The organism is Ruegeria sp. C11, from assembly GCF_056537725.1.
Map to the genome: position 1 here is coordinate 256,624 of NZ_JBQFSB010000003.1, position 20,195 is coordinate 276,818.

A 20,195-nucleotide genomic window follows, 5' to 3' on the forward strand; every position below is an offset into this window, starting at 1 on the left:
CCAACTGTCAATTACCTGTCACAAACGCATTCTACACCCTGACAGCACGTTGATTCTGACAGCCAGGAGCCATCCATGAAAGACGCCGACCCCACCAATCTGTCCGCAGACGATTGGGACGAGCTGCATTTCCCCCGCCCCGAAGAAAACGACTTTGACCGCGTCGTCGAAAGCGCGATATCGCGCCGTGGATTTCTCGGTGGCGTCCTCGCCTTCGGGTCGGGCGCAGCAGCAATGGGAGCAGGACTGCTGAGTTCAGGTGCGGCCCACGCGATCGAAGGCAGGCGCTTTGCCTTCACTCCGATTGCCGCACAAACCGACGGCACCGTTCATGTTCCCGAAGGGTATTCCTGGAACATGCTGATGCGCTGGGGCGATCCGCTATTCTCGGATGCTAACGGCTATGACATTACCGATGGTGGTCCCGTCGAAAATTCGGACAAGGTATTCGGTGAAAACACCGATGGCATGGAGACCTTTTCCTATCAGGGCCGCGAACTGATCGCCATCAACCACGAATATCCCAACCGCAAGATCAACCTGCCCGCCGCGCAGGAAGGCAAGCCCGCCAGCGCCGATGACGTGCGCAAGTTCCAGAACATTCAGGGCGTGACCGTGATGGAAATCACCGAAGGTCCCGAGGGCTGGTCGGTGGTGAAGGACAGCCCCTTCAATCGCCGCATCCACCACAACACGCCGATGAAAATCGTTGGCCCCGCTGCCGGTCACGACCTGCTGAAAACCGAGGCCGACCCGACCGGGACAACCTCGCTGGGTACGCTGAACAACTGCGGCGCCGGCAAGACGCCATGGGGCACCTACCTGACCTGCGAAGAAAACTTCAACGGCTATTTCGGCTCGACCGACGAAGGCGCGACCTATGACCAGAAGGTTGCCGATGGCATGAAGCGCTATGGCGTGAAAGCCGAAAGCTGGAATGGCTACGAACTGTTCGACGCGCGTTTCGACACCTCGAAAAACCCAAACGAGCCGCACCGCGCGGGCTGGATCGTGGAAATCGACCCCACCAAGCCCGACAGCACCCCGGTCAAACACACCGGCCTGGGCCGTTTCAAGCACGAGAATGCCGAGGTCGCGCTGGCCAGGGACGGTCGCGTGGTTGTCTATATGGGTGACGACGAACGCGGCGAATACCTCTATCGGTTCGTCTCGAACGACACCTACCAGCCCGGTGGCGAAACCGAAAGCCTGCTGAACGACGGCACACTTTATGTCGCCAAATTCAACGATGACATGACCGGTGAATGGCTGCCGTTGACGCCGGAAACCACCGGCATGGACGCGGCTGAAATCCTGATCTTCACCCGCATGGCAGCCTCGGCCGCGGGCGGCACCACCATGGACCGCCCCGAATGGGTCGCCTCCAGTCCGGTCGCGATCGAGGCATATTGCTGCCTGACCAACAACAAGAACCGCGGTGTCAAACCGAATGCCGGTGGCGACGACACCCCGGCCAATGGCCCCAACCCGCGCGAAGCCAACAAGTACGGCCAGATCGTCCGCTGGCGCCCGGCCGACGAGGATCACGCCGCCAACGGGTTCGACTGGGATCTTTATGTGATGGCGGGCAACCCGACCGTCCACGACGACGCGCGCGCCGGTTCGGACAACATGAACGAGGGCAACCTGTTCAACTCGCCCGACGGCATGGCAATCGACTCGACCGGTCTGGTCTGGATTCAAACCGACGGCAATGACGACAACGAAGAAGACTTCACCGGCAACGGCAACAACCAGATGCTGGTCGGCGACCCGGTGACCGGCGAGATTGCGCGGTTCATGACCGGACCAAATGGCTGCGAAGTTACCGGTCTGGCGTGGTCCGGCGACCTGCGCACCATGTTTGTCGGCATCCAGCACCCCGGCAGCAACTGGCCCGACGGGGGCACCCCGCGTTCGGCGGTGATCACCATCAAGCGTGACGACAACGGACTTGTCGGCTGATCGGATTTACAATCTTCAAACGCTCCCAGGCTGACCGCTTGGGGGCGTTTTTCTGTACAAGGCTCAGATATCCTCGCCGGGTGGCTCCAGCAAACCGCCGGGTTTCAGCAGTTGCCTTTCGGGAAGCCACGGGTTCAGCACAAGTGCATCGGCCAGGGCTGCGCGCGCCTCTTCCATCCGCTTCAGCCCCATCAACGACAAGGCGCGCCCGCTCATCGCCGCGACATGGTTCGGCGACAACTCAAGCGCCCGGTCCAGATCATTCAGGGCCGCAGGGAAATCATGTCTCAGATAATTGACGAAAGCGCGCTGATTGTACCCTTCGGCATAGTCCGGGCAGTACTCGACCAGCGCATTGAACTCTTCAAGCGCGCCGAGCAGATCCCACCCTTCACGCCGCGACATGCCCCGATCCAAAAGGGCCTTTGACCTTGTATCGGGGGCGTCCATCCACAACTCCCACATACGCCCTGAAATTCCCCGTGCCTCAACCTCGGTCTCTGCCGACTGAATCTCCCGGATAAGCTCATCCACCCCCGCGATATGATCCGGGGCATCTGGACAGGCCCCGGCCGTACCGGCACCTGCAATCAACGCAACGCTTATGGCTATGGCTTTTTTCATACCCCACAAGTGGCGCAATCCCCTGCCCGGTCAACCGATGTCTTCACCCGGATTCAGCAGACCGGTCTCTTTCACCGCCTCCATCGCCACAAATGTCGATGTATTCGCCACATGCGGCAGCGAAGAAATCTTCTCGGCCAGAACCGCACGGTACTCTGACATTGAGCGGGTCCGAACCTTGAGGAGATAGTCGAAATTGCTGGCGATCATATGCGCCTGCTCAATCTCGGCGATCCTGCGCACGGCGGCATTAAATTCCGCCAATGCCTTCTCACGCGTGTCGGTCAGCCGCACCTCGACAAAGGCCACATGGTCCAGCCCCAGCCGGATCGGGTCTACCATCGCGCGATACCCGGTGATGACGCCTTCGGCCTCAAGCCGTTTCAGGCGGGCCTGCGTCGGCGATTTCGACAACCCTATGCGCCGCGACAGATCGGCAACCGAAATCCGCCCATCCTCAGCGATGACCCTCAAGATGGCCTGATCGAACCGGTCCAAGTCAGGAAAGTCCATTTGCATCGTAATGACCCTAATATTCAGTCCATATGCACTTACTACACAATAATTCGGGAGTTTGTCCTGCATTTTTACAACTATGCTAGACAAAAAGCTCGGAGAGACCATGACACACGCCCTGCGCACACTCATCGACAACCAGACCTATGCCGATCAGTCCGCGATCCTTGACGCCCTGACTGCACAGGCCGCGCTGTCCCCTTCGGATCGTCAGGCGATTTGCAATGCGGCGGCCCAGCTGGTGCGCGATATCAGATCCAGTACGTCACCCGGCTTGATGGAGGTGTTTCTGGCTGAATACGGCCTGTCCACCGACGAAGGCGTGGCGCTTATGTGTCTGGCCGAAGCGTTGCTGCGTGTACCCGATGCCGACACGATCGACGCCCTGATCGAGGACAAGATCGCCCCGTCCGACTGGGGCAAACACCTTGGGCATTCATCTTCGTCTCTGGTGAATGCATCGACCTGGGCATTGATGCTGACCGGCAAGGTTCTCGACGAAGGCAAATCCTCCCCCGTAAGCGCCTTGCGCGGCGCGATAAAGCGGCTGGGCGAACCGGTGATCCGCACCGCCGTCGGCCGCGCCATGAAAGAGATGGGCCGCCAGTTCGTTCTGGGTGAAACCATTCAATCCGCCATGGACCGCGCGAAAGGGATGGAGAGCAAGGGATACACCTACTCCTACGACATGCTGGGCGAAGCCGCCCGGACCGAGGCCGACGCCGCGCGCTATCACCTGTCCTATTCCCGTGCCATCGCAGCCATTGCCGAGGCCTGCACGCATGACGACATTCGCGCCAATCCGGGCATCTCGGTCAAACTGTCCGCCCTGCACCCGCGCTATGAACTTGCACAGGAAGAACGGGTCATGGACGAACTGGTTCCGCGCCTACGCGCGCTGGCCTTGCTGGCCAAGGCGGCGGGCATGGGCCTGAATGTGGACGCAGAAGAGGCAGACCGCCTGTCCCTGTCGCTGCAGGTCATCGAGGCCGTCATGGCCGAACCGGCCCTGTCTGGCTGGGACGGTTTCGGTATCGTCGTGCAGGCTTATGGCCCGCGCGCCGGTCTGGTGCTGGACACGCTGTATGACATGGCACAGCGCCACGACCGCAAGCTGATGGTTCGGCTGGTCAAGGGCGCGTATTGGGATACCGAGATCAAGCGCGCTCAGGTCGAAGGCGTCGATGGGTTTCCCGTTTTCACCAAAAAGGCCGCAACCGACGTCTCGTACATCGCCAATGCCCGCAAGCTGCTGGGCATGACCGACCGGATCTACCCGCAATTCGCTACCCACAACGCCCATACGGTCAGCGCGATCCTGCATATGGCCGACGATCAGCCGTTCGAATTCCAGCGGCTGCACGGCATGGGCGAAACGCTGCACCAACTGGTGATGGACGGTCAGAAATCGCGCTGCCGCATCTATGCCCCGGTCGGTGCCCACCGTGACCTGTTGGCCTATCTGGTGCGCCGCCTTCTGGAAAACGGCGCCAACAGTTCCTTCGTCAACCAGATCGTGGACGAAAATGTGCCACCCGAGGACGTTGCCGCCGATCCGTTCGAAACGGTTCAGGAACCGGCACCAGCCTTGCCGACAGGACCGGAATTGTTTGCCCCCGAACGCCCAAACTCGCGTGGCTTCGACCTCAGGCACACGCCGACGCTCGACACCATCGACGCCCAGCGCGATACGTTCCGCGCCTATCACTGGTATGCCCGCCCGCTTTTGTCAGAAGATGCGCAACCCGAAGCCGACGAAACGGTCGCCAACCCGGCGCATCCACAGGACAAGCCCGGATCGGTCGCACCAGCAAGTGCTGCGGATGTCGAACTGGCGCTGGCATCGGCATCCATCTGGCGGGCATCTCCGGAAGAAAGGGCCGGAATTCTGAACGCAGCCGCCGACCTTTATGAGGCAAACTACGGCGAACTCTTTGCCCTGCTCGCACGTGAGGCAGGCAAATCCCTGATGGACGCGGTCGCCGAACTGCGGGAGGCGGTGGATTTCCTGCGCTATTACGCGGCCAACATTCCAGACGCCAAACCGGCAGGTACATTCACCTGCATCAGCCCCTGGAATTTCCCACTGGCAATTTTCACCGGGCAGATTTCGGCAGCTTTGGCCACCGGCAACGCAGTGCTGGCCAAACCCGCGCCACAGACCCCGCTGATCGCGCACCGCGCCGTACAGCTGCTGCACGAAGCCGGGGTTCCACGCGACGTGCTGCAACTGTTGCCCGGCGGTCCGGCGGTCGGCGCCGCGCTGACATCGGACCCGCGAGTTTCCGGCGTGGCCTTCACCGGATCAACCGCAACCGCGCTCAAAATCCGGGCCGCGATGGCCGAAAACCTGCGCCCGGGCACGCCCCTGATCGCCGAAACCGGTGGCCTGAACGCGATGATCGTAGACAGCACCGCCCTGCCCGAACAGGCTGTGCAATCTGTTGTCGAAAGCGCGTTCCAGTCGGCGGGTCAGCGCTGCTCGGCGCTGCGCTGCCTCTATCTTCAGGAAGATATCGCCGATGACGTTCTGACCATGCTCAAAGGTGCGATGGACGCGCTGAGTATCGGTGATCCGTGGCTGATCTCGACCGACAGCGGGCCTGTTATCGACGATCAGGCAAGACAGGGAATTGCCGATCACGTGGCCAAGGCCCGGGCCGAAGGGCGTGTCCTCAAGGAACTCGCCCCCCCGCCCGAGGGCACGTTCATCGCACCCACTCTGATCGAAATCCCGGGCATCGCCGCGCTGGAGCGCGAGATTTTCGGCCCCGTCCTGCATGTCGCCCGCTTCAAATCGCAGGAAATCGATCAGGTGATTGCCGACATCAACGCTACGGGCTATGGCCTGACATTCGGCCTGCACACCCGGATCGACGACCGCGTGCAACACGTGACCGAGGCGGTCCATGCGGGCAACATCTATGTCAACCGCAACCAGATCGGCGCCATCGTCGGCTCGCAGCCATTCGGGGGCGAAGGCTTGTCTGGCACAGGCCCCAAGGCTGGCGGTCCGAACTATATGGCCCGCTTTTGCGTCCCGGACCGGCAAACAAGCCAGGACACATGGGGCACGGTGATGACCGGCCTTCCCACCAGCGAAGGTGACCCGGCCCCGGCGCAAACCCACTCCCTGCCCGGCCCGACCGGCGAATCCAACCGTCTCAGCGAAATTCCCCGCGCGCCGCTGCTGTGCATGGGCCCGGGAGACCAGGCCGCAGGCGCGCAGGCCGACGCGGTGAAGGCACTGGGTGGAACCGCAATCCGGGCAACCGGAAATCTGGATCTGCACAGGCTTGAGAACATCGAAGGCATTTCCGGCGTTCTGTGGTGGGGGGACGAAGAGACCGCCCGCGAAATCGAACGTCACCTTGCCCGGCGCTCCGGGCCGATTGTGCCGATGATCCCCGGTCGACCGGACCGTGCAAGGGTGCTGGGTGAACGCCATGTCTGCGTCGATACCACCGCCGCGGGCGGCAACGCGGCCCTGCTGGGTGGTGCGGCATAAGTGACCTTGACGCTGGGCGCACAAAAGCCCAGCGTCGCCCCATGTTTCCGATACGCGATCACAACCCGTCGGGCCGCACGCCCTACGTCGTCTATGCCCTGATAGCCGCCAATATCCTGATTTTCCTGAGCTATGTGGGGATCATGGAGGATGCGCGCCTGATCAACCGGTTCTTTTTCGACTACGCGGTCATCCCGGCGCGGATCTCGGACGGGTTCGGGTTCGAAACACTGGTGACGTCGATGTTCCTGCATGGTGGTTGGATGCATCTGGCCGGTAACATGCTGTTCCTGTGGATCTTCGGCGACAACCTCGAAGATGAAATGGGCCATCTGCCGTTTCTGCTGTTTTATCTGGTCAGCGGTATCGGCGCGGGGCTGATCCATGTCGCCACTGCCCCGGGTTCGGTCGTGCCCACCGTCGGTGCATCCGGGGCCATCGCTGGTGTGATGGGTGGCTACCTGCTGATGTTTCCCAAGGCGCGCGTCGATATCCTGCTGATCCTGATCGTCTATTTCCGGGTCTTTTCCGTTTCCGCCTTCATCATGCTGGGCGTCTGGCTGGGAATGCAGTTCCTTGGCAGCTTCAGCGCCAATCCCGACGAAGGCGGCGTTGCCTATTGGGCCCATACCGGTGGGTTCTTTGTCGGATTGATACTGTGCATACCCCTTTGGCTGAAACGCGGCGGCCCGCAATTCTGGAATCGCACGCAAGGGCACCCGCCGCATCCCGAACACAAATACAAACTCTCTCAATCCCGCATTCCAAGGGTGCCGCGCAAATGAACCGTATGAAAGCCACCTGCCACTGCTGCGCGGTCGAGATCGAGGCGGATTTTCCACAAGGCCTCGCCTCGGCCGCGCGCTGTGATTGTTCGTTCTGCATCCGCCGCGGCGCGGCTGCGGTCACGGCCACGACAGCCTCACTGAAAGTCCTGAAAGGGGCAGACAACCTTGGCCTCTACAGCTGGGGCACAAAGACGGCCAAACACTATTTCTGCAAAACCTGCGGGATTTATGTCTATCACCAGCGCCGCTCGGACCCGGCGGAATGCGGCGTCAATCTAGGCTGCATCGAAGGTGGCAATCCGCGAACCCATGGAGACATCCCGTGGAACGACGGCGTCAATCACCCATCTGACAGGTCCGGCACCTGACCGCCGCTCAGGCGCGTGATCTCCAAGGCGGCTTCTGATACCAGCATCCCAAGCTCTGCTGCGCGCGCATCACCGAACCTTACCGTCGGACCGGAAACCGATATCCCCGCACAGGGTTCGCGCCGCTCGTTAAAGATGACCGCACCAATGCAGGACATACCCACATATCGTTCCTCGCGGTCATGAGACCAGCCGCGTTCCCGCGTCTCCGCCAAATCTGCCAGCAACTTGCTTTCGGGCAACAGGGTGCAATCCGTAAAGCCCTCCAACTCTGTCGCTGCCAGCACCTTTTGCAGCGTCTCCTCAGACATCGCCGCCAGTATCGCCTTGCCCGTGCCCGAGGCATACATCGGCGTGCGTGCACCCGGCGGGAAAAACGCCCGGATCGGATTTGCAGTTTCGACCTGACCGACAAACACGACCTCGTTGCCATCCGGAACCGCCAGATTGGCCGTTTCACCACTCTCCTGCATCAACCGCCGCAGTATTGGACGCCCGATTTCCAGCACACTGTTGCGCTTGAGAAAGGACGCACCAGTCCGATACGCCTCGATCCCGATCATCCATTCCTGCCGCTCGTCATCGAAAGCCACGTAACCATGCTTTTGCATGGTGGTCAGAATGCGATGCGTCGTGGCCGTGGGCACCCCAACCTCACGCGACAGATCGCTGAGGGTCGAACGTTCGTAACGCGCCACAGAAGTCAGAACGCCAAGCGCCCGATCCAGCGACTGCATGGTTCCTGCCGAGCTTTCCTTGAACAGGGACTTGGGCCTGCCACGCGGTCGTTTCTGAGTCTCCATTCCATCAAACTCCTGCTGTCCGGGGCCCTACCTCGGAAAATTAATTTGGTCCCGGCTTCATTTCTACCAAAATCAATAAAATGAAAATCCATTAATAATAATGTGTTATATATTTTATTGCAAAAATGAAAATGCTTTTCAAGAAAATTGCACCCGTTGCTGTTTTTCGCAAGAATTTCCTTCAAAGCGGAGGACACAGCGATGTCAAACCAGAACCCGGTCTTTATTCCCGGACCCACAAACATCCCGGATCGGCTTCGCCTTGCGATGCAGGTTCAGACACAGGATCACCGCGCGCCAGATTTCGTGGAAACTTTCGCGCCGGTTCTTGAGGACACCAAAAAGGTATTCGGCACCACGCAGGGCCAGGTCGTGACCTTTCCGGCCAGCGGCACCGGCGGCTGGGAGGCGGCGATCACCAACACACTCAGCCCCGGCGACAAGATCCTCGTCGCACGTTACGGCGTGTTCAGCCATCGCTGGATCGACCTGTGCCAGCGTCATGGGCTGGATGTGCAGATCATCGACTGCCCGTGGGGCAGCGGCGCGCCAGCGGACAGGTTTCAGGAAATCCTGTCATCGGACAAGAACCACGAAATTCGCGCCGTTCTGGCCACGCACAATGAAACGGCAACCGGCGTGCGCTCGGACATCGCGGCGCTGCGCCGCGCGATGGATGCGTCCGATCACCCGGCCATGCTGTTCGTGGATTGCGTCAGCTCTCTGGCTTCCATGGATTTCCAGTTCGACCGCTGGGGCGTGGATATCGCCGTATCGGGCTCGCAAAAGGGGTTCATGCTGGCAACGGGCATGGCGATCCTGTGTGTCAGCCCCAAGGCACTGGACGCGATGGGTTCGGCAAGGCTGCCGCGCACCTTCTTCGATTTCCGTGACATGATGGATGCAAATGCGTCCGGCGGGTTCCCCTACACGCCGCCACTTCAGCTGATCTATGGCATGCGGGAAAGCCTGAAGATGCTGTTCGAAGAAGGGCTGGAGAACGTTTATGCCCGCCACTTCCGGCTGGCCGAGGGCGTGCGCCGCGCTGTCGATGCATGGGGGCTGAAACTTGTCGCCCAATCCCCCGATCTGTATTCTGACACTGTCAGTGCGATTTACGTCCCGGACGGCTTCGACAGCAATGCCCTGACGGATCACGCCTTCAACGCCTATGGTGTCTCATTCGGGATCGGCCTTGGGCAGATGAACGGCAAAGCCTTCCGTATCGGCCATCTGGGCAGCCTGACGGATGTGATGGTGTTGTCGGGTCTGGCCACCATCGAAATGGCCATGGCCGACCTGAACTATCCGATCAAACTTGGCAGCGGCGTGGCTGCGGCGCAGGACTATTTCCGTGCCACCCACGCAGGCAGCGCCAAAGCAGCCGCATGAGGAGGCCCGCGATGCTGGATCAAATAACAGCGGCAGAATTGACAATCGACGACATGCGCGCGGCCCACGCACGGATCAAACCGCATATCCGGCGCACGCCCGTCATGACCTCGGACTATCTGAACGAGGTGTCCGGTGCCGAGCTGTTCTTCAAATGCGAGAACTTTCAGGAGGCCGGCGCCTTCAAAGTGCGCGGTGCCTGCAACGCGGTCTTTGGCCTCAGCGATGAGATGGCTGAAAAAGGTGTCTGCACGCACTCATCAGGCAACCACGCCCTGTCGCTATCCTATGCGGCGGGTCGCCGGGGCATTCCCTGCAACGTCGTGATGCCACGTACCGCGCCTCAGGCCAAAAAGGACGCGGTGCGCCGCTATGGTGGCACAATCACCGAATGCGAGCCCTCGACCTCGTCCCGCGAGGCGACATTTGCCGAGGTTCAGGCACGCACAGGCGGCGAGTTCGTGCACCCCTATAACGACCTGCGTGTGATCGCTGGTCAGGCCACATGTTCAGCGGAACTGCTGGAACAGACCGACGGGCTGGATGCCGTCGTGGCTCCGATCGGCGGCGGTGGGATGATCTCGGGCACTTGCCTGACCGTTTCGAACCTCGCCCCGGAAACAGGCATCTACGCCGCCGAGCCCGAGCAGGCCGACGACGCCTACCGTTCATTCAAGGCTGGTCACATCATCGCCGATGATGCGCCAAAAACGGTCGCCGACGGCCTTTTGGTTCCGCTCAAGGAAAACACCTGGCACTTCGTCTCGAACCACGTAACCGACATCTTCACCGCGTCCGAGCAAGAGATCATCGATGCGATGAAACTCACCTGGAAATACCTGCGCGTGGTGATGGAGCCATCTTCGGCCGTGCCGCTCGCGACCATTCTGAAAAACCCGGACACGTTCAAAGGCAAACGCGTTGGCGTGATCGTCACCGGCGGCAACGTGGATCTGGACAAACTGCCCTGGCTCAAAGGGTAAGAGAGGAAGAACAATGAACAAACCCGTCAACATCGAAGAACTGGATGTCGGCTTTGATATCCCGGCCGCAATCGGCATGGACGAAAGCGAAATTCAGACGCCCTGCCTGATCCTCGATCTGGACGCGCTTGAGCGCAATATCAAGAAGATGGGCGACTATGCCAAGGCGCACGGAATGCGCCACCGCGTTCACGGAAAGATGCACAAATCCGTGGATGTGGCGAAGCTGCAGGAACAACTGGGCGGCGCCGTGGGCGTCTGCTGCCAGAAAGTCTCCGAGGCCGAGGTTTTTGCCCGCGGCGGCATCAAGGATGTCCTCGTCTCGAACCAGGTGCGCGACCCGGCCAAGATCGACCGTCTGGCGCAACTGCCCAACTTTGGCGCCCGGACCATTGTGTGCGTGGACGACATCGACAACGTTGCAGACCTGTCGGCAGCCGCGCAAAAACACGGCACAACGCTGGAAGTGTTTGTCGAAATCGATTGCGGCGCTGGCCGCTGCGGAGTCGGCTCGACCGAGGATGTGATTGCCATCGCCAAGGCCGTTCAGGCAGCCCCGAACCTGAAATTCACCGGCATTCAGGCCTATCAGGGCGCGATGCAGCATCTGGACACTTACGAGGCGCGCAAGGAAAAACTCGACATCGCCATTGCCATGGTCAGGGACGCTGTGGACGGCCTCAAGGCTGAAGGGATCGAGTGTGAACTCGTCTCGGGCGGTGGAACCGGCTCGTATTACTTCGAGGCGAACTCGGGTGTTTATAACGAGCTGCAATGCGGCTCCTACGCCTTCATGGATGCCGATTACGGGCGCATTCTGGACAAGGATGGCAACCGCATCGATCAGGGCGAATGGGAAAATGCGCTGTTCCTTCTGACCAGCGTCATGAGCCACGCCAAGACGGACAAGGCGATCTGCGACGCGGGCCTCAAGGCGCAATCCGTCGACAGCGGCCTGCCTTTCATCTACGGGCGCGACGATGTGGAATATTTGAAATGTTCGGATGAACACGGCGTGATCGGTGATCCCGACGGTGTGCTCAAGGTGAACGACAAACTGCGTCTCGTCCCCGGTCACTGTGATCCGACCTGCAATGTGCATGACTGGTATGTCGGCGTCCGCGACGGCAAGGTCGAAGCGCTGTGGCCGGTTTCTGCCCGCGGCAAGGCGTACTGAGATGCGGGACGGAGAAATCATGAACACCACGACTGACGGTCTGCTGATCATTAACGAGGACCTCTGCGAGAAACTTGTCGGGCGCAAGGAAGCCTTCGACGCGGTTGAGGCGGTTTTTGCCGCCATGGCCCGCAAGGACGCCTATAATTTCCCGGTCATCCGCGAGGCGATCGGCCATGCCGATGCACTTTACGGTTTCAAATCCGGCTTCGACCGGGCCGGAAAGGTGCTGGGCGTCAAATCGGGCGGATACTGGCCGGGAAATGCCGACAAGGGTCTGACCAACCACCAATCCACAGTCTTTCTGTTCGACCCGGATACCGGCAAATTGTCGGCCCTCGTGGGCGGCAACTACCTGACTGCGGTTCGCACGGCCGCGTCCTCGGCCGTCTCCATCGCCCATCTGGCAAGACAGGATGCAAAAGTTCTGGGCATGGTCGGCGCTGGCCACCAGTCCGCCTTTCAGTTGCGGGCCGCAGCCGAGCAGCGCAGTTTCGAAAAGGTCGTGGCCTGGAACCCGCACCCGGAAATGCTGCCCCGGCTGGCCAAAGTGGCCGAGGAACTGGGGTTGGAGTTCCAGCCCGTGTCACAACAGGAACTGGGCGCTCAGGCGGATGTCATCATTACCATCACCTCGGCTTTTGAACCGCTGCTGATGAAAGACTGGATCAAACCCGGCACCCATCTGGCCTGCATGGGCACCGACACCAAAGGCAAACAGGAAGTGGACGCCGATCTTGTCGCCACTGCCACCGTATTCACGGACGAAGTTGCACAGTCCGTTTCAATCGGCGAAGCACAGCATGCCGTGGCCTCCGGTGCTCTGGCAGAAACGGCAATCACACCGATTGGTGCGGTCATCAACGGTGATCATGCCGGGCGCAGCAGCGACACCGAAATCACCCTGTTTGACGGAACCGGGGTCGGGCTTCAGGATCTGGCTGTCGCTTCGGTGGCCGCGCGACTGGCGGATGAGGCCGGGTTGGCGCAACGCGCCGCGCTCTGATCCAACCAACCAAAAACAAAGCCCGGCTGAGATTGGCACAGCCGGGCAACTTCTTCTTGTAACAAATACGGCCGCCGGAGGCTCCGGCGCTTTGCGCCGGATTGGGGCTCAGCCCCGGATGACCTTGGCGAAATTGTCAAAGATCGGTTCGTTGGCGCAGACCACTTCACCATCTGACAGCACACTGCCCTCAGGGTTCAGCGGCTGCACAAAGCCGCCCGCCTCTTTCACGATAATGATCCCGGCCGCCACATCCCACGCGTTCAGGCGCCGTTCCCAGAACCCTTCGTAACGGCCAGCAGCAACGTAGGCCATATCAAGCGCTGCGGATCCCCAGCGACGCACACCCGCACACAGCGGCATAAGACGTGCCAGATCCTGCAGGGTGGCGGGCAGGTCGGATCGGCCGCCAAAGGGTAGCCCGGTGGCGAAAATCGACTCGATCATCCGGTGACGGCCCGAAACGCGGATGCGGGTATCATTCATCCACGCGCCTTCACCTTTTTCGGCAAAGAACATCTCGTCCTTGGCTGCGTCATAGATCACGCCCGCAACGATCTTGCCCTTATGCTCCAGCGCGATAGAGACTGCCCAGTGCGGCAGCCCGTGCAGAAAGTTCGTCGTACCGTCCAGCGGATCGACGATCCAACGGCGGGTGGGGTCCTCACCGTCGATCGCGCCGCCTTCTTCGGCCAGCCAGCCATAGGCCGGGCGCGCGCCCAGCAGTTCCTCTTTCAGGATCGCCTCGGCAGCGATGTCGGCCTTGGACACAAAGTCGCCCGCCCCCTTCATCGATACCTGCAGGTTCTCGACCTCACGAAAATCCTTGACCAGAGAACGCCCCGCCTTGCGCGCGGCCTTGATCATGATGTTGAGATTTGCACTGCCAACCATTGTCAAAAGGCTCCTGTCCGGTCAAACCGCGCGTATACTGGCGCAAGGCGACATTGCCAAGAGGAATGATGCGCATAGCAGCCTTCCTCTCAGCGCCGGGTCAGATGTCATTGTGCCTGCAACCTTTTGGCCTCGACGCGCGCCAGCTTGACCAGTTCCTGAACGAACGGTTTTTCCAGATCCTCTGACCGGACAGCGGCATAAAGCCGACGCGTGATACCTGCCTGCGTCAATGGCCGCGTTACATAGTCCGAGTTGTATTTGACCTCGCGCACAACCCAGTCCGGCAACACCGAAACGCCGCGGTTCGAGGCGACCAGCAACAGGATCACTGCCGTCAGTTCCACCTGACGGATCGCCGCCGGTTCCACGCGCGCTGGGATCAACAGCTGGCTGAACACATCCAGCCGTGTCCGTTCCACCGGATACGTGATCAGGGTCTGCCCCCGGAAATCTTCGGCTTCGATAAAATCCTTCAGCGCCAGCGGATGCGAGGACGCCGCGACAAACACTGCATTATAATCGAAAAGCTCGACAAATTCGACGCCGGGCAGGTCTTCCGGGTCCGATGAAACGACCAGATCGACCTCTTCCTTCTGCAAGGCAGGCAGGGCGTCAAACGCCAGTCCCGGCCGGATATCGACATCCACATCCGGCCACGACTTGCGGAACGATTCCAGCACCGGAAACAGCCACTCAAAACAGGCATGGCACTCAATGGCGATATGCATCCGCCCCGTGCGTCCGTCCCTGAGAGAGGTAAATTCAGCCTGCATCGCCTCGACCTGCGGCAGAATCTGTTCGGCCAGCCGCAACAGGCGCACCCCCGCGGCCGACAGCTTCATCGGCTTGGACCGGCGCAGAAAAAGTTCGACCCCTGCCTGATCCTCCAACCCCTTGATCTGATGGCTAAGAGCGGATTGCGTGATGTTCAGCTGATCCGCCGCGCGGGCCAGCCCCCCGCATTCATGGATTGCCTTAATGGTGCGCAGGTGGCGAAACTCGATATGCATCCGCAAATACCGCTCATGTTGTTCTTGAGAATTATGAGTTTGTCTCACAATTCCTAAAATGTAACAAGAGGGCAGAAAAAGTGAGATGACAGCCGATGAACACGCCAGAAGTATCCTTTGAGTTCTTTCCGCCGCAGAACCTTGAGGCGTCGTTCCGTCTTTGGGATACGGTGCATACGCTAACGCCCCTTGCCCCACGTTTTGTATCTGTCACTTACGGTGCGGGCGGCACGACTCGCGAACTGACCCGCGAAGCCGTGGCAACGCTTCATAAAACCTCGGGCCTGAATGTCGCGGCGCATCTGACCTGTGTGCAGGCAACCCGCGAAGAAACGCTTGCCATCGCAGACACCTTTGCCGATGCGGGCGTGAGCGAGATTGTGGCCCTGCGCGGCGATCCACCCAAGGGACAAGGCCGATTTCAGCCCCACCCCGGCGGATTCGCGAACTCTGTCGAGCTGATCGAGGCGCTTTCTGATACGGGCAAGTTCACCATTCGTGTGGGCGCCTATCCCGACATTCACCCCGAAGCGCCCAATTCCGCCTCGGACGTCGACTGGCTCAAGGCCAAGCTGGACGCCGGTGCCGACGAAGCGCTGACCCAATTCTTTTTCGAGGCCGAGACGTTTTTCCGCTTCCGCGACGCCTGCGAAAAGGCAGGGATAGACAAACCGATCACGCCCGGAATTCTGCCGATCGAGAACTGGAAGGGCGCACGCAACTTTGCCAGACGCTGCGGCACACACATCCCCGATTGGGTTGAAAACGCATTCTCAAAAGCGCAGCGTGACGACCGCGAAGACCTGCTTGCCACCGCACTTTGCACCGAGCTTTGTACGGATCTGATTGAGGGCGGTGTGGACAAGCTGCATTTCTATACGCTCAACCGGCCGGAACTGACGCGCGACGTCTGTTTTGCGCTGGGTGTCACGCCAAAGGTCGATCTGCAGAACGTCGCCTGACACCTGCCCCTTGTATAATGTGCGATAACTCTTTGCCGATGCCCGCGAATCCCGATCACGGACACTGATAGTCCCGGCAAAACCCTGACGGTGTAATTTCACGCCTCCGACATGGATTGAACCAAGCCACGGGAACAAAACCGGCGGCACCCATGGATTGTTTGCCCCACAGGTTCAAAAACCCTTCAAATTTGACAAAACCATGGCGGGGGCCAAGGGTAATAACTGTAAGTGTTTAAAGAGTATTTTGGTATGGAGCCAGTTGACAGAATCCAGGCCCGGGCGGCTGCGCTCAGGGATCTTGGTGTCGCACAAACTGCAAGTTCAGACGAAATCCGCGAGGCGTGGAGGCGGGTGGCATTTCGGGCGCACCCGGATCATGCCGGTGGTGATCACGTTGATTTTGCCCGTGCGAAAGCAGCCTTTGATTTGTTGCGCGAGGACGGCCTAACGAAAAACGGCCGGTCCGACCCGGAGGGGCCGCCAAAGCCGCGGCGACCAAAACTCAGATCGCGCATTATAGACCTGAGCCCGCAAGAGATTGAGGCCTGCCGGGGCCAGCTTGTCGCAGATATGGACGACGCAAGCCCGGACAAACCCGCGGAACACATTCCTGACGCCGTGGGCTGCCATGGCCGCCATCTGACTTATTTTGTCGCCACATCGGTCTGCGAGGGCGGCAACCGGGTGGCGTTGCCGACGTCTATTCTGGATGCGTCCCGCAGATTGACGACCGAGGTGCTGTCCTTTCAGTCAAAAAGCGCAGGCGCAGGCGAAATCATCGTCCCCGACGGGATTCGCGAACGCAAGTTTCCTGGCGCCAAAAGCGTGAAGGTCCGGTTCCAAGCCAGCCGCGAGAACCGCCGCGAATTTATGACCTGACACAACGGGTAAACGCATGAAAAAACCCGGGTCACTGGTGACCCGGGCAAAATTCAATTTCGGCGAACCGATCAGTTGGAAACCGGGCCTTCCGATGTCCATTTCGGGATGACGCTGGTCGATGCGTCGTCCGGCTCGATGCCCGGCCAGTTGCCGCCCGCCAGATTGATATTACCGGGAACATCCTCTTCCCAGAACCCGACAACCACATCGGTGATGTTCAGATACAGCTTGTCATCCACAATCCGCCACAGGTTTGGATTGGCAGGAACCTTGCCGCCGCGTGATACGCCATAAGCACAGTGACCGTCGAATTGCGGCGCGTAATATTCCGGGTTTTCGAGAAACTTGTCGCGATTTTCCTCGGTCGCGAACGCCCAGGTCGATCCGTTATAGTCAGCCGTGATGTCGGCGCGGCCGCGCACACCTTCGGGCTGGGTCTGCCCTACCGGCACCTGCTCCAGACTGCGATAGGCCACGACATCATAGCCGGACACGGCAAAGCCGGTGCCGTCGACATATTGAGGTCCGGCAAATGCCGGGACGGCCATAACCATGGCTGCAGCAAAGCTAAAAGCAAATCGTTTCATTAGGCGGTTCCTTTTCGGATCGACAGTTTCTCAGATGCCTGTTCGGCAGGACTGACCAGACAATAGGCGATTCTGAAATCTTGCGAAGACCTGCTCGCGCCCCTGTGACGATCCACGAGGATATGTGAGGTGAATTCCGGAAATGTTTCAATACCGATCCGAATTCCGGGGGTTGGACTTTGCCGTTTGCAACATTAGCTCTGGTCACGGGTGCCTAACCCGCATGTGACCAGAAAGGCGTGATATGAGCGAACAATCCACCTATTCCCCACCCAAGGTCTGGACCTGGGACAGCGAAAGCGGCGGCCGCTTCGCAAATATCAACAGGCCCATTGCCGGGGCGACACACGACCGTGATCTGCCGATCGGCAAGCACCCGCTGCAGCTGTATTCGCTGGCCACCCCCAACGGGGTGAAGGTCACCATCATGCTGGAAGAGCTGCTGGCGCTGGGACACGACGGTGCGGAATATAATGCCTGGCTGGTCAATATCGGTGAAGGCGATCAGTTTTCGTCCGGTTTTGTTGAGGCCAACCCCAACTCGAAAATCCCGGCGCTGTGGGACCGGTCGGGGGACGAACCGGTGCGCATCTTTGAAAGCGCGTCAATCCTGTTCCACCTTGCCGAAAAGTTCGGCGTATTCCTGCCCGGCGAAGGCCCGGCGCGGACCGAGGTCATGAACTGGGTGTTCTGGCAAATGGGCAGCGCCCCTTATCTGGGTGGCGGCTTTGGCCACTTCTACGCCTATGCCCCGGAAAAGTGGCAGTATCCCATTGACCGCTTTGCCATGGAAGCCAAACGCCAACTGGACGTGCTGGACAGGGAACTGGCCGACAAGACCTATATCGCAGGCGAAGAGTACACGATCGCGGACATGGCGATCTGGCCGTGGTATGGTCAACTGGTACTGGGCCGTCTTTATGACGCTGCCGAGTTTTTGGATGTGACGTCCTACAAGAACGTCCTGCGTTGGGCCAAGGCCATCGACGAACGCCCCGCCGTAAGCCGAGGCCGCATGGTCAACCGCGCATTTGGCGAATTGCATACGCAACTGCACGAACGCCACGACGCAAGCGATTTCGAAACACGCACGCAGGACAAACTGGAACCCGCCGCCGAATAACCCGGCACGGCCAGATCGGGCCACGGACGCGGCGAACAGGCCGCTCCGTGGCCTTTTTTATTTCAGAATCGGCGGTTTTTCCGGGTCACTTCCCGGTGCGGTCCGCACGATGTCCGACTGTTCAGGCTGGGGCAGATCGAACCGCAACCCGACCCTGGCCATCATCGCGGCGGCAGGATCATCCGCTGAAAAGAAACCCACATCCATCTCTCCGGCCTCAATGCCCGAGAATGTCAGCGCCTCGGACGCGGCCTTGGCCAGCGCGCCTTCGGCCCCGGCGACGGCATCGACAAACCCCAGCAGGTGCCCCTGCCCGCCCCGGTCGTCCCGGGTACCGACCAGATAAGCGGTTTGCGCCAGTCCACCTGCCGTCGCTAGCTTGGCGTCCAGCGCCGTCAGCAAGCGTTCCGGCAAACCTTCGGGCGGCCGAAACTCTGCCAGCGCCGCCTGAACTTCCTGCGGGGCATGATCCAGCGTCTCATGCAGCCACGCCAAAGCCTCGGCCGGGATCAGAAACGATGACGGAGCAACCTCAAGGTTCAGACCGAGACCGATCCCCTTCCCGGACAGCATCGATGCCAGAACCCGCCCCGACAAAGCGGCGTAGGGGGCCGGTTGTCCCGTGAATCGGGCCAGCCGTTCCTCGCGGTCAAAGGCCAGAACAAACCTGCCATCCGCCACGTCGAACACTTCGGGGGACAGGTTTTCGTCCCGCGCCTCTTTGGTCAGCAGCAGGAACAACTCGCTATCCGCCAGCCTTTCGAAAAACCGCAATCGGGCGGCGTCGTCTTGCGGCGCGGCCTGCATCGCACCATGGGCATCGTCCAGCGCCGTCGCTTCAGTCATTCAACACCTCTTGCACCCGCGCGCGCAGCACCGGCAAAAGCTCGGCCTCGAACCACGGGTTTTTCTTCAGCCATCCCGTATTGCGCCACGACGGATGAGGCAAGGCAAAGACCCGCGGCGCATGGTCCCGCCACCTGCGCACCGTTTCGGTCACAGGTGTCTGCGCGCCAAGGTGGTATTTATGCGCATGCCCCCCGACAAGAACCGTCAGGGGCACCTCTCCCAGTTCCTGCATCACCCTGCCATGCCATGTCCGCCCGCAGATCCGCGGCGGCGGCAGATCGGCCTTGCGATCGTTGTAGCCCGGAAAGCAAAATGCCATCGGCACCACGGCAACACGGCTCAGATCGTAAAATGTGCTCTCGTCGATGCCCAGCCATGCGCGCAGCCGGTCACCGGACGGATCGGTAAACGGCCGCCCCGAGGCATGCACCCGCGCGCCCGGTGCCTGCCCTGCGATCAAAAGGCGCGCACCGGGGCGGAACCAGACGACCGGTCTTGGTTCGTGCGCAGTCGCCGTGACCGCAAATTTCTCAGCGCACAACCGGCACCCCCGTATTTCATCGGCGAGAGAGGTCATCGGCGCGCAAAGTTCCGTCTGCTGGGGTTGAACAGGCCATCCCGGAAAGATAGGCATCACGGGCCCGGCGTCCAGATGTACCTGCCCGCGCTTGGTGCCGGCATGTCACCACCAAAAAATCCTAATCGCGAACGCATTGAACATTTGTTTCATATTTCGACATAATGTGGCCAAC

General features: G+C 60.4%; 19 protein-coding genes. 11 read left to right on the forward strand and 8 right to left on the reverse strand.

Annotated features, from left to right (window positions below; all coding sequences use genetic code 11):
- The first annotated feature begins 75 nt into the window (after positions 1-75).
- On the forward strand, positions 76-1,965 hold the full coding sequence (locus tag ACR0NA_RS07245; protein WP_480727466.1) for a PhoX family protein: 1,890 nt from the start codon (positions 76-78) through the stop codon (positions 1,963-1,965).
- Between the two features lie 63 nt (positions 1,966-2,028).
- Here the strand turns inward: ACR0NA_RS07245 and ACR0NA_RS07250 are convergent, their stop codons facing one another.
- Both ACR0NA_RS07250 and ACR0NA_RS07255 read right to left on the reverse strand, forming a co-directional pair.
- Positions 2,029-2,589: a tetratricopeptide repeat protein gene (locus ACR0NA_RS07250; protein WP_480727468.1), complete on the reverse strand. Its 561-nt coding sequence runs from the start codon at positions 2,587-2,589 to the stop codon at positions 2,029-2,031.
- A 30-nt stretch (positions 2,590-2,619) separates the two neighbouring features.
- The gene (locus ACR0NA_RS07255) at positions 2,620-3,108 is read right to left on the reverse strand and encodes an Lrp/AsnC family transcriptional regulator (protein ID WP_480727470.1); all 489 of its coding nucleotides are present in this window, start codon (positions 3,106-3,108) and stop codon (positions 2,620-2,622) included.
- Positions 3,109-3,211: 103 nt separating this feature from the next.
- On the opposite strand from ACR0NA_RS07255, the gene putA reads away from it, so the two are divergent.
- Genes putA through ACR0NA_RS07270 form a run of 3 tightly spaced genes read left to right on the forward strand, consistent with a single transcriptional unit; the run spans position 3,212 to position 7,769 of the window.
- Positions 3,212-6,613, forward strand: a complete 3,402-nt coding sequence (gene putA, locus ACR0NA_RS07260) for a bifunctional proline dehydrogenase/L-glutamate gamma-semialdehyde dehydrogenase PutA (protein ID WP_480727472.1) — start codon at positions 3,212-3,214, stop codon at positions 6,611-6,613.
- Between the two features lie 41 nt (positions 6,614-6,654).
- Positions 6,655-7,398: a rhomboid family intramembrane serine protease gene (locus ACR0NA_RS07265; protein WP_480727474.1), complete on the forward strand. Its 744-nt coding sequence runs from the start codon at positions 6,655-6,657 to the stop codon at positions 7,396-7,398.
- Positions 7,395-7,769 carry a GFA family protein gene (locus tag ACR0NA_RS07270; RefSeq protein WP_480727476.1) on the forward strand — a complete coding sequence of 125 codons (375 nt, stop codon included), beginning with the start codon at positions 7,395-7,397 and terminating at the stop codon, positions 7,767-7,769. The genes ACR0NA_RS07265 and ACR0NA_RS07270 overlap by 4 nt, the downstream gene beginning before the upstream one ends.
- Here ACR0NA_RS07270 and ACR0NA_RS07275 read toward each other — a convergent pair.
- Positions 7,742-8,572, reverse strand: a complete 831-nt coding sequence (locus ACR0NA_RS07275; RefSeq protein WP_480727478.1) for an IclR family transcriptional regulator — start codon at positions 8,570-8,572, stop codon at positions 7,742-7,744. The two genes, ACR0NA_RS07270 and ACR0NA_RS07275, sit on opposite strands and share 28 nt — an antisense overlap.
- A gap of 201 nt (positions 8,573-8,773) precedes the next feature.
- Here ACR0NA_RS07275 and bhcA point away from each other — a divergent pair, with 201 nt between their 5' ends.
- The 4 genes from bhcA to bhcD are packed head-to-tail and all read left to right on the forward strand — an operon-like array spanning position 8,774 to position 13,130.
- Positions 8,774-9,964 (forward strand): L-aspartate--glyoxylate aminotransferase BhcA, encoded by a 1,191-nt coding sequence (gene bhcA, locus ACR0NA_RS07280; protein WP_480727480.1) that lies wholly within the window; start codon positions 8,774-8,776, stop codon positions 9,962-9,964.
- Positions 9,965-9,975: 11 nt separating this feature from the next.
- Positions 9,976-10,947 carry a beta-hydroxyaspartate dehydratase BhcB gene (bhcB, locus tag ACR0NA_RS07285; RefSeq protein ID WP_480448711.1) on the forward strand — a complete coding sequence of 324 codons (972 nt, stop codon included), beginning with the start codon at positions 9,976-9,978 and terminating at the stop codon, positions 10,945-10,947.
- 13 nt (positions 10,948-10,960) lie between these two features.
- Complete coding sequence (gene bhcC / locus ACR0NA_RS07290; protein WP_480727482.1) at positions 10,961-12,124, forward strand: 3-hydroxy-D-aspartate aldolase BhcC; 1,164 nt, start codon at positions 10,961-10,963, stop codon at positions 12,122-12,124.
- A gap of 19 nt (positions 12,125-12,143) precedes the next feature.
- Complete coding sequence (gene bhcD / locus ACR0NA_RS07295; RefSeq protein ID WP_480727483.1) at positions 12,144-13,130, forward strand: iminosuccinate reductase BhcD; 987 nt, start codon at positions 12,144-12,146, stop codon at positions 13,128-13,130.
- 108 nt (positions 13,131-13,238) lie between these two features.
- Here bhcD and ACR0NA_RS07300 read toward each other — a convergent pair whose 3' ends face one another.
- Together ACR0NA_RS07300 and ACR0NA_RS07305 are read right to left on the reverse strand one after the other, a co-directional pair.
- Entirely contained in the window at positions 13,239-14,024 is a 786-nt protein-coding gene (locus ACR0NA_RS07300) for an inositol monophosphatase family protein (protein ID WP_480727484.1), read from the reverse strand.
- Positions 14,025-14,131: 107 nt separating this feature from the next.
- Positions 14,132-15,037 (reverse strand): LysR family transcriptional regulator, encoded by a 906-nt coding sequence (locus tag ACR0NA_RS07305; protein WP_480727485.1) that lies wholly within the window; start codon positions 15,035-15,037, stop codon positions 14,132-14,134.
- A 95-nt stretch (positions 15,038-15,132) separates the two neighbouring features.
- On the opposite strand from ACR0NA_RS07305, the gene metF reads away from it, so the two are divergent.
- Together metF and ACR0NA_RS07315 are read left to right on the forward strand one after the other, a co-directional pair.
- Positions 15,133-15,999 (forward strand): methylenetetrahydrofolate reductase [NAD(P)H], encoded by an 867-nt coding sequence (metF, locus tag ACR0NA_RS07310; protein ID WP_480727486.1) that lies wholly within the window; start codon positions 15,133-15,135, stop codon positions 15,997-15,999.
- Between the two features lie 252 nt (positions 16,000-16,251).
- The gene (locus ACR0NA_RS07315; RefSeq protein WP_480727487.1) at positions 16,252-16,881 is read left to right on the forward strand and encodes a J domain-containing protein; all 630 of its coding nucleotides are present in this window, start codon (positions 16,252-16,254) and stop codon (positions 16,879-16,881) included.
- Between the two features lie 71 nt (positions 16,882-16,952).
- Here ACR0NA_RS07315 and ACR0NA_RS07320 read toward each other — a convergent pair whose 3' ends face one another.
- Positions 16,953-17,471 carry a YHS domain-containing (seleno)protein gene (locus tag ACR0NA_RS07320; protein ID WP_480727488.1) on the reverse strand — a complete coding sequence of 173 codons (519 nt, stop codon included), beginning with the start codon at positions 17,469-17,471 and terminating at the stop codon, positions 16,953-16,955.
- Positions 17,472-17,715: 244 nt separating this feature from the next.
- On the opposite strand from ACR0NA_RS07320, the gene yghU reads away from it, so the two are divergent.
- A complete protein-coding gene (gene yghU, locus ACR0NA_RS07325; RefSeq protein WP_480727490.1) occupies positions 17,716-18,594 on the forward strand; it encodes a glutathione-dependent disulfide-bond oxidoreductase in 879 nt (292 codons plus the stop codon).
- 57 nt (positions 18,595-18,651) lie between these two features.
- Here yghU and ACR0NA_RS07330 read toward each other — a convergent pair whose 3' ends face one another.
- Both ACR0NA_RS07330 and ACR0NA_RS07335 read right to left on the reverse strand, forming a co-directional pair.
- The gene (locus ACR0NA_RS07330; RefSeq protein WP_480727493.1) at positions 18,652-19,440 is read right to left on the reverse strand and encodes an SseB family protein; all 789 of its coding nucleotides are present in this window, start codon (positions 19,438-19,440) and stop codon (positions 18,652-18,654) included.
- Positions 19,433-20,020 (reverse strand): uracil-DNA glycosylase family protein, encoded by a 588-nt coding sequence (locus ACR0NA_RS07335; RefSeq protein ID WP_480727495.1) that lies wholly within the window; start codon positions 20,018-20,020, stop codon positions 19,433-19,435. Before ACR0NA_RS07335 ends, ACR0NA_RS07330 begins: the two co-directional genes overlap by 8 nt.
- Positions 20,021-20,195 lie beyond the last annotated feature (175 nt).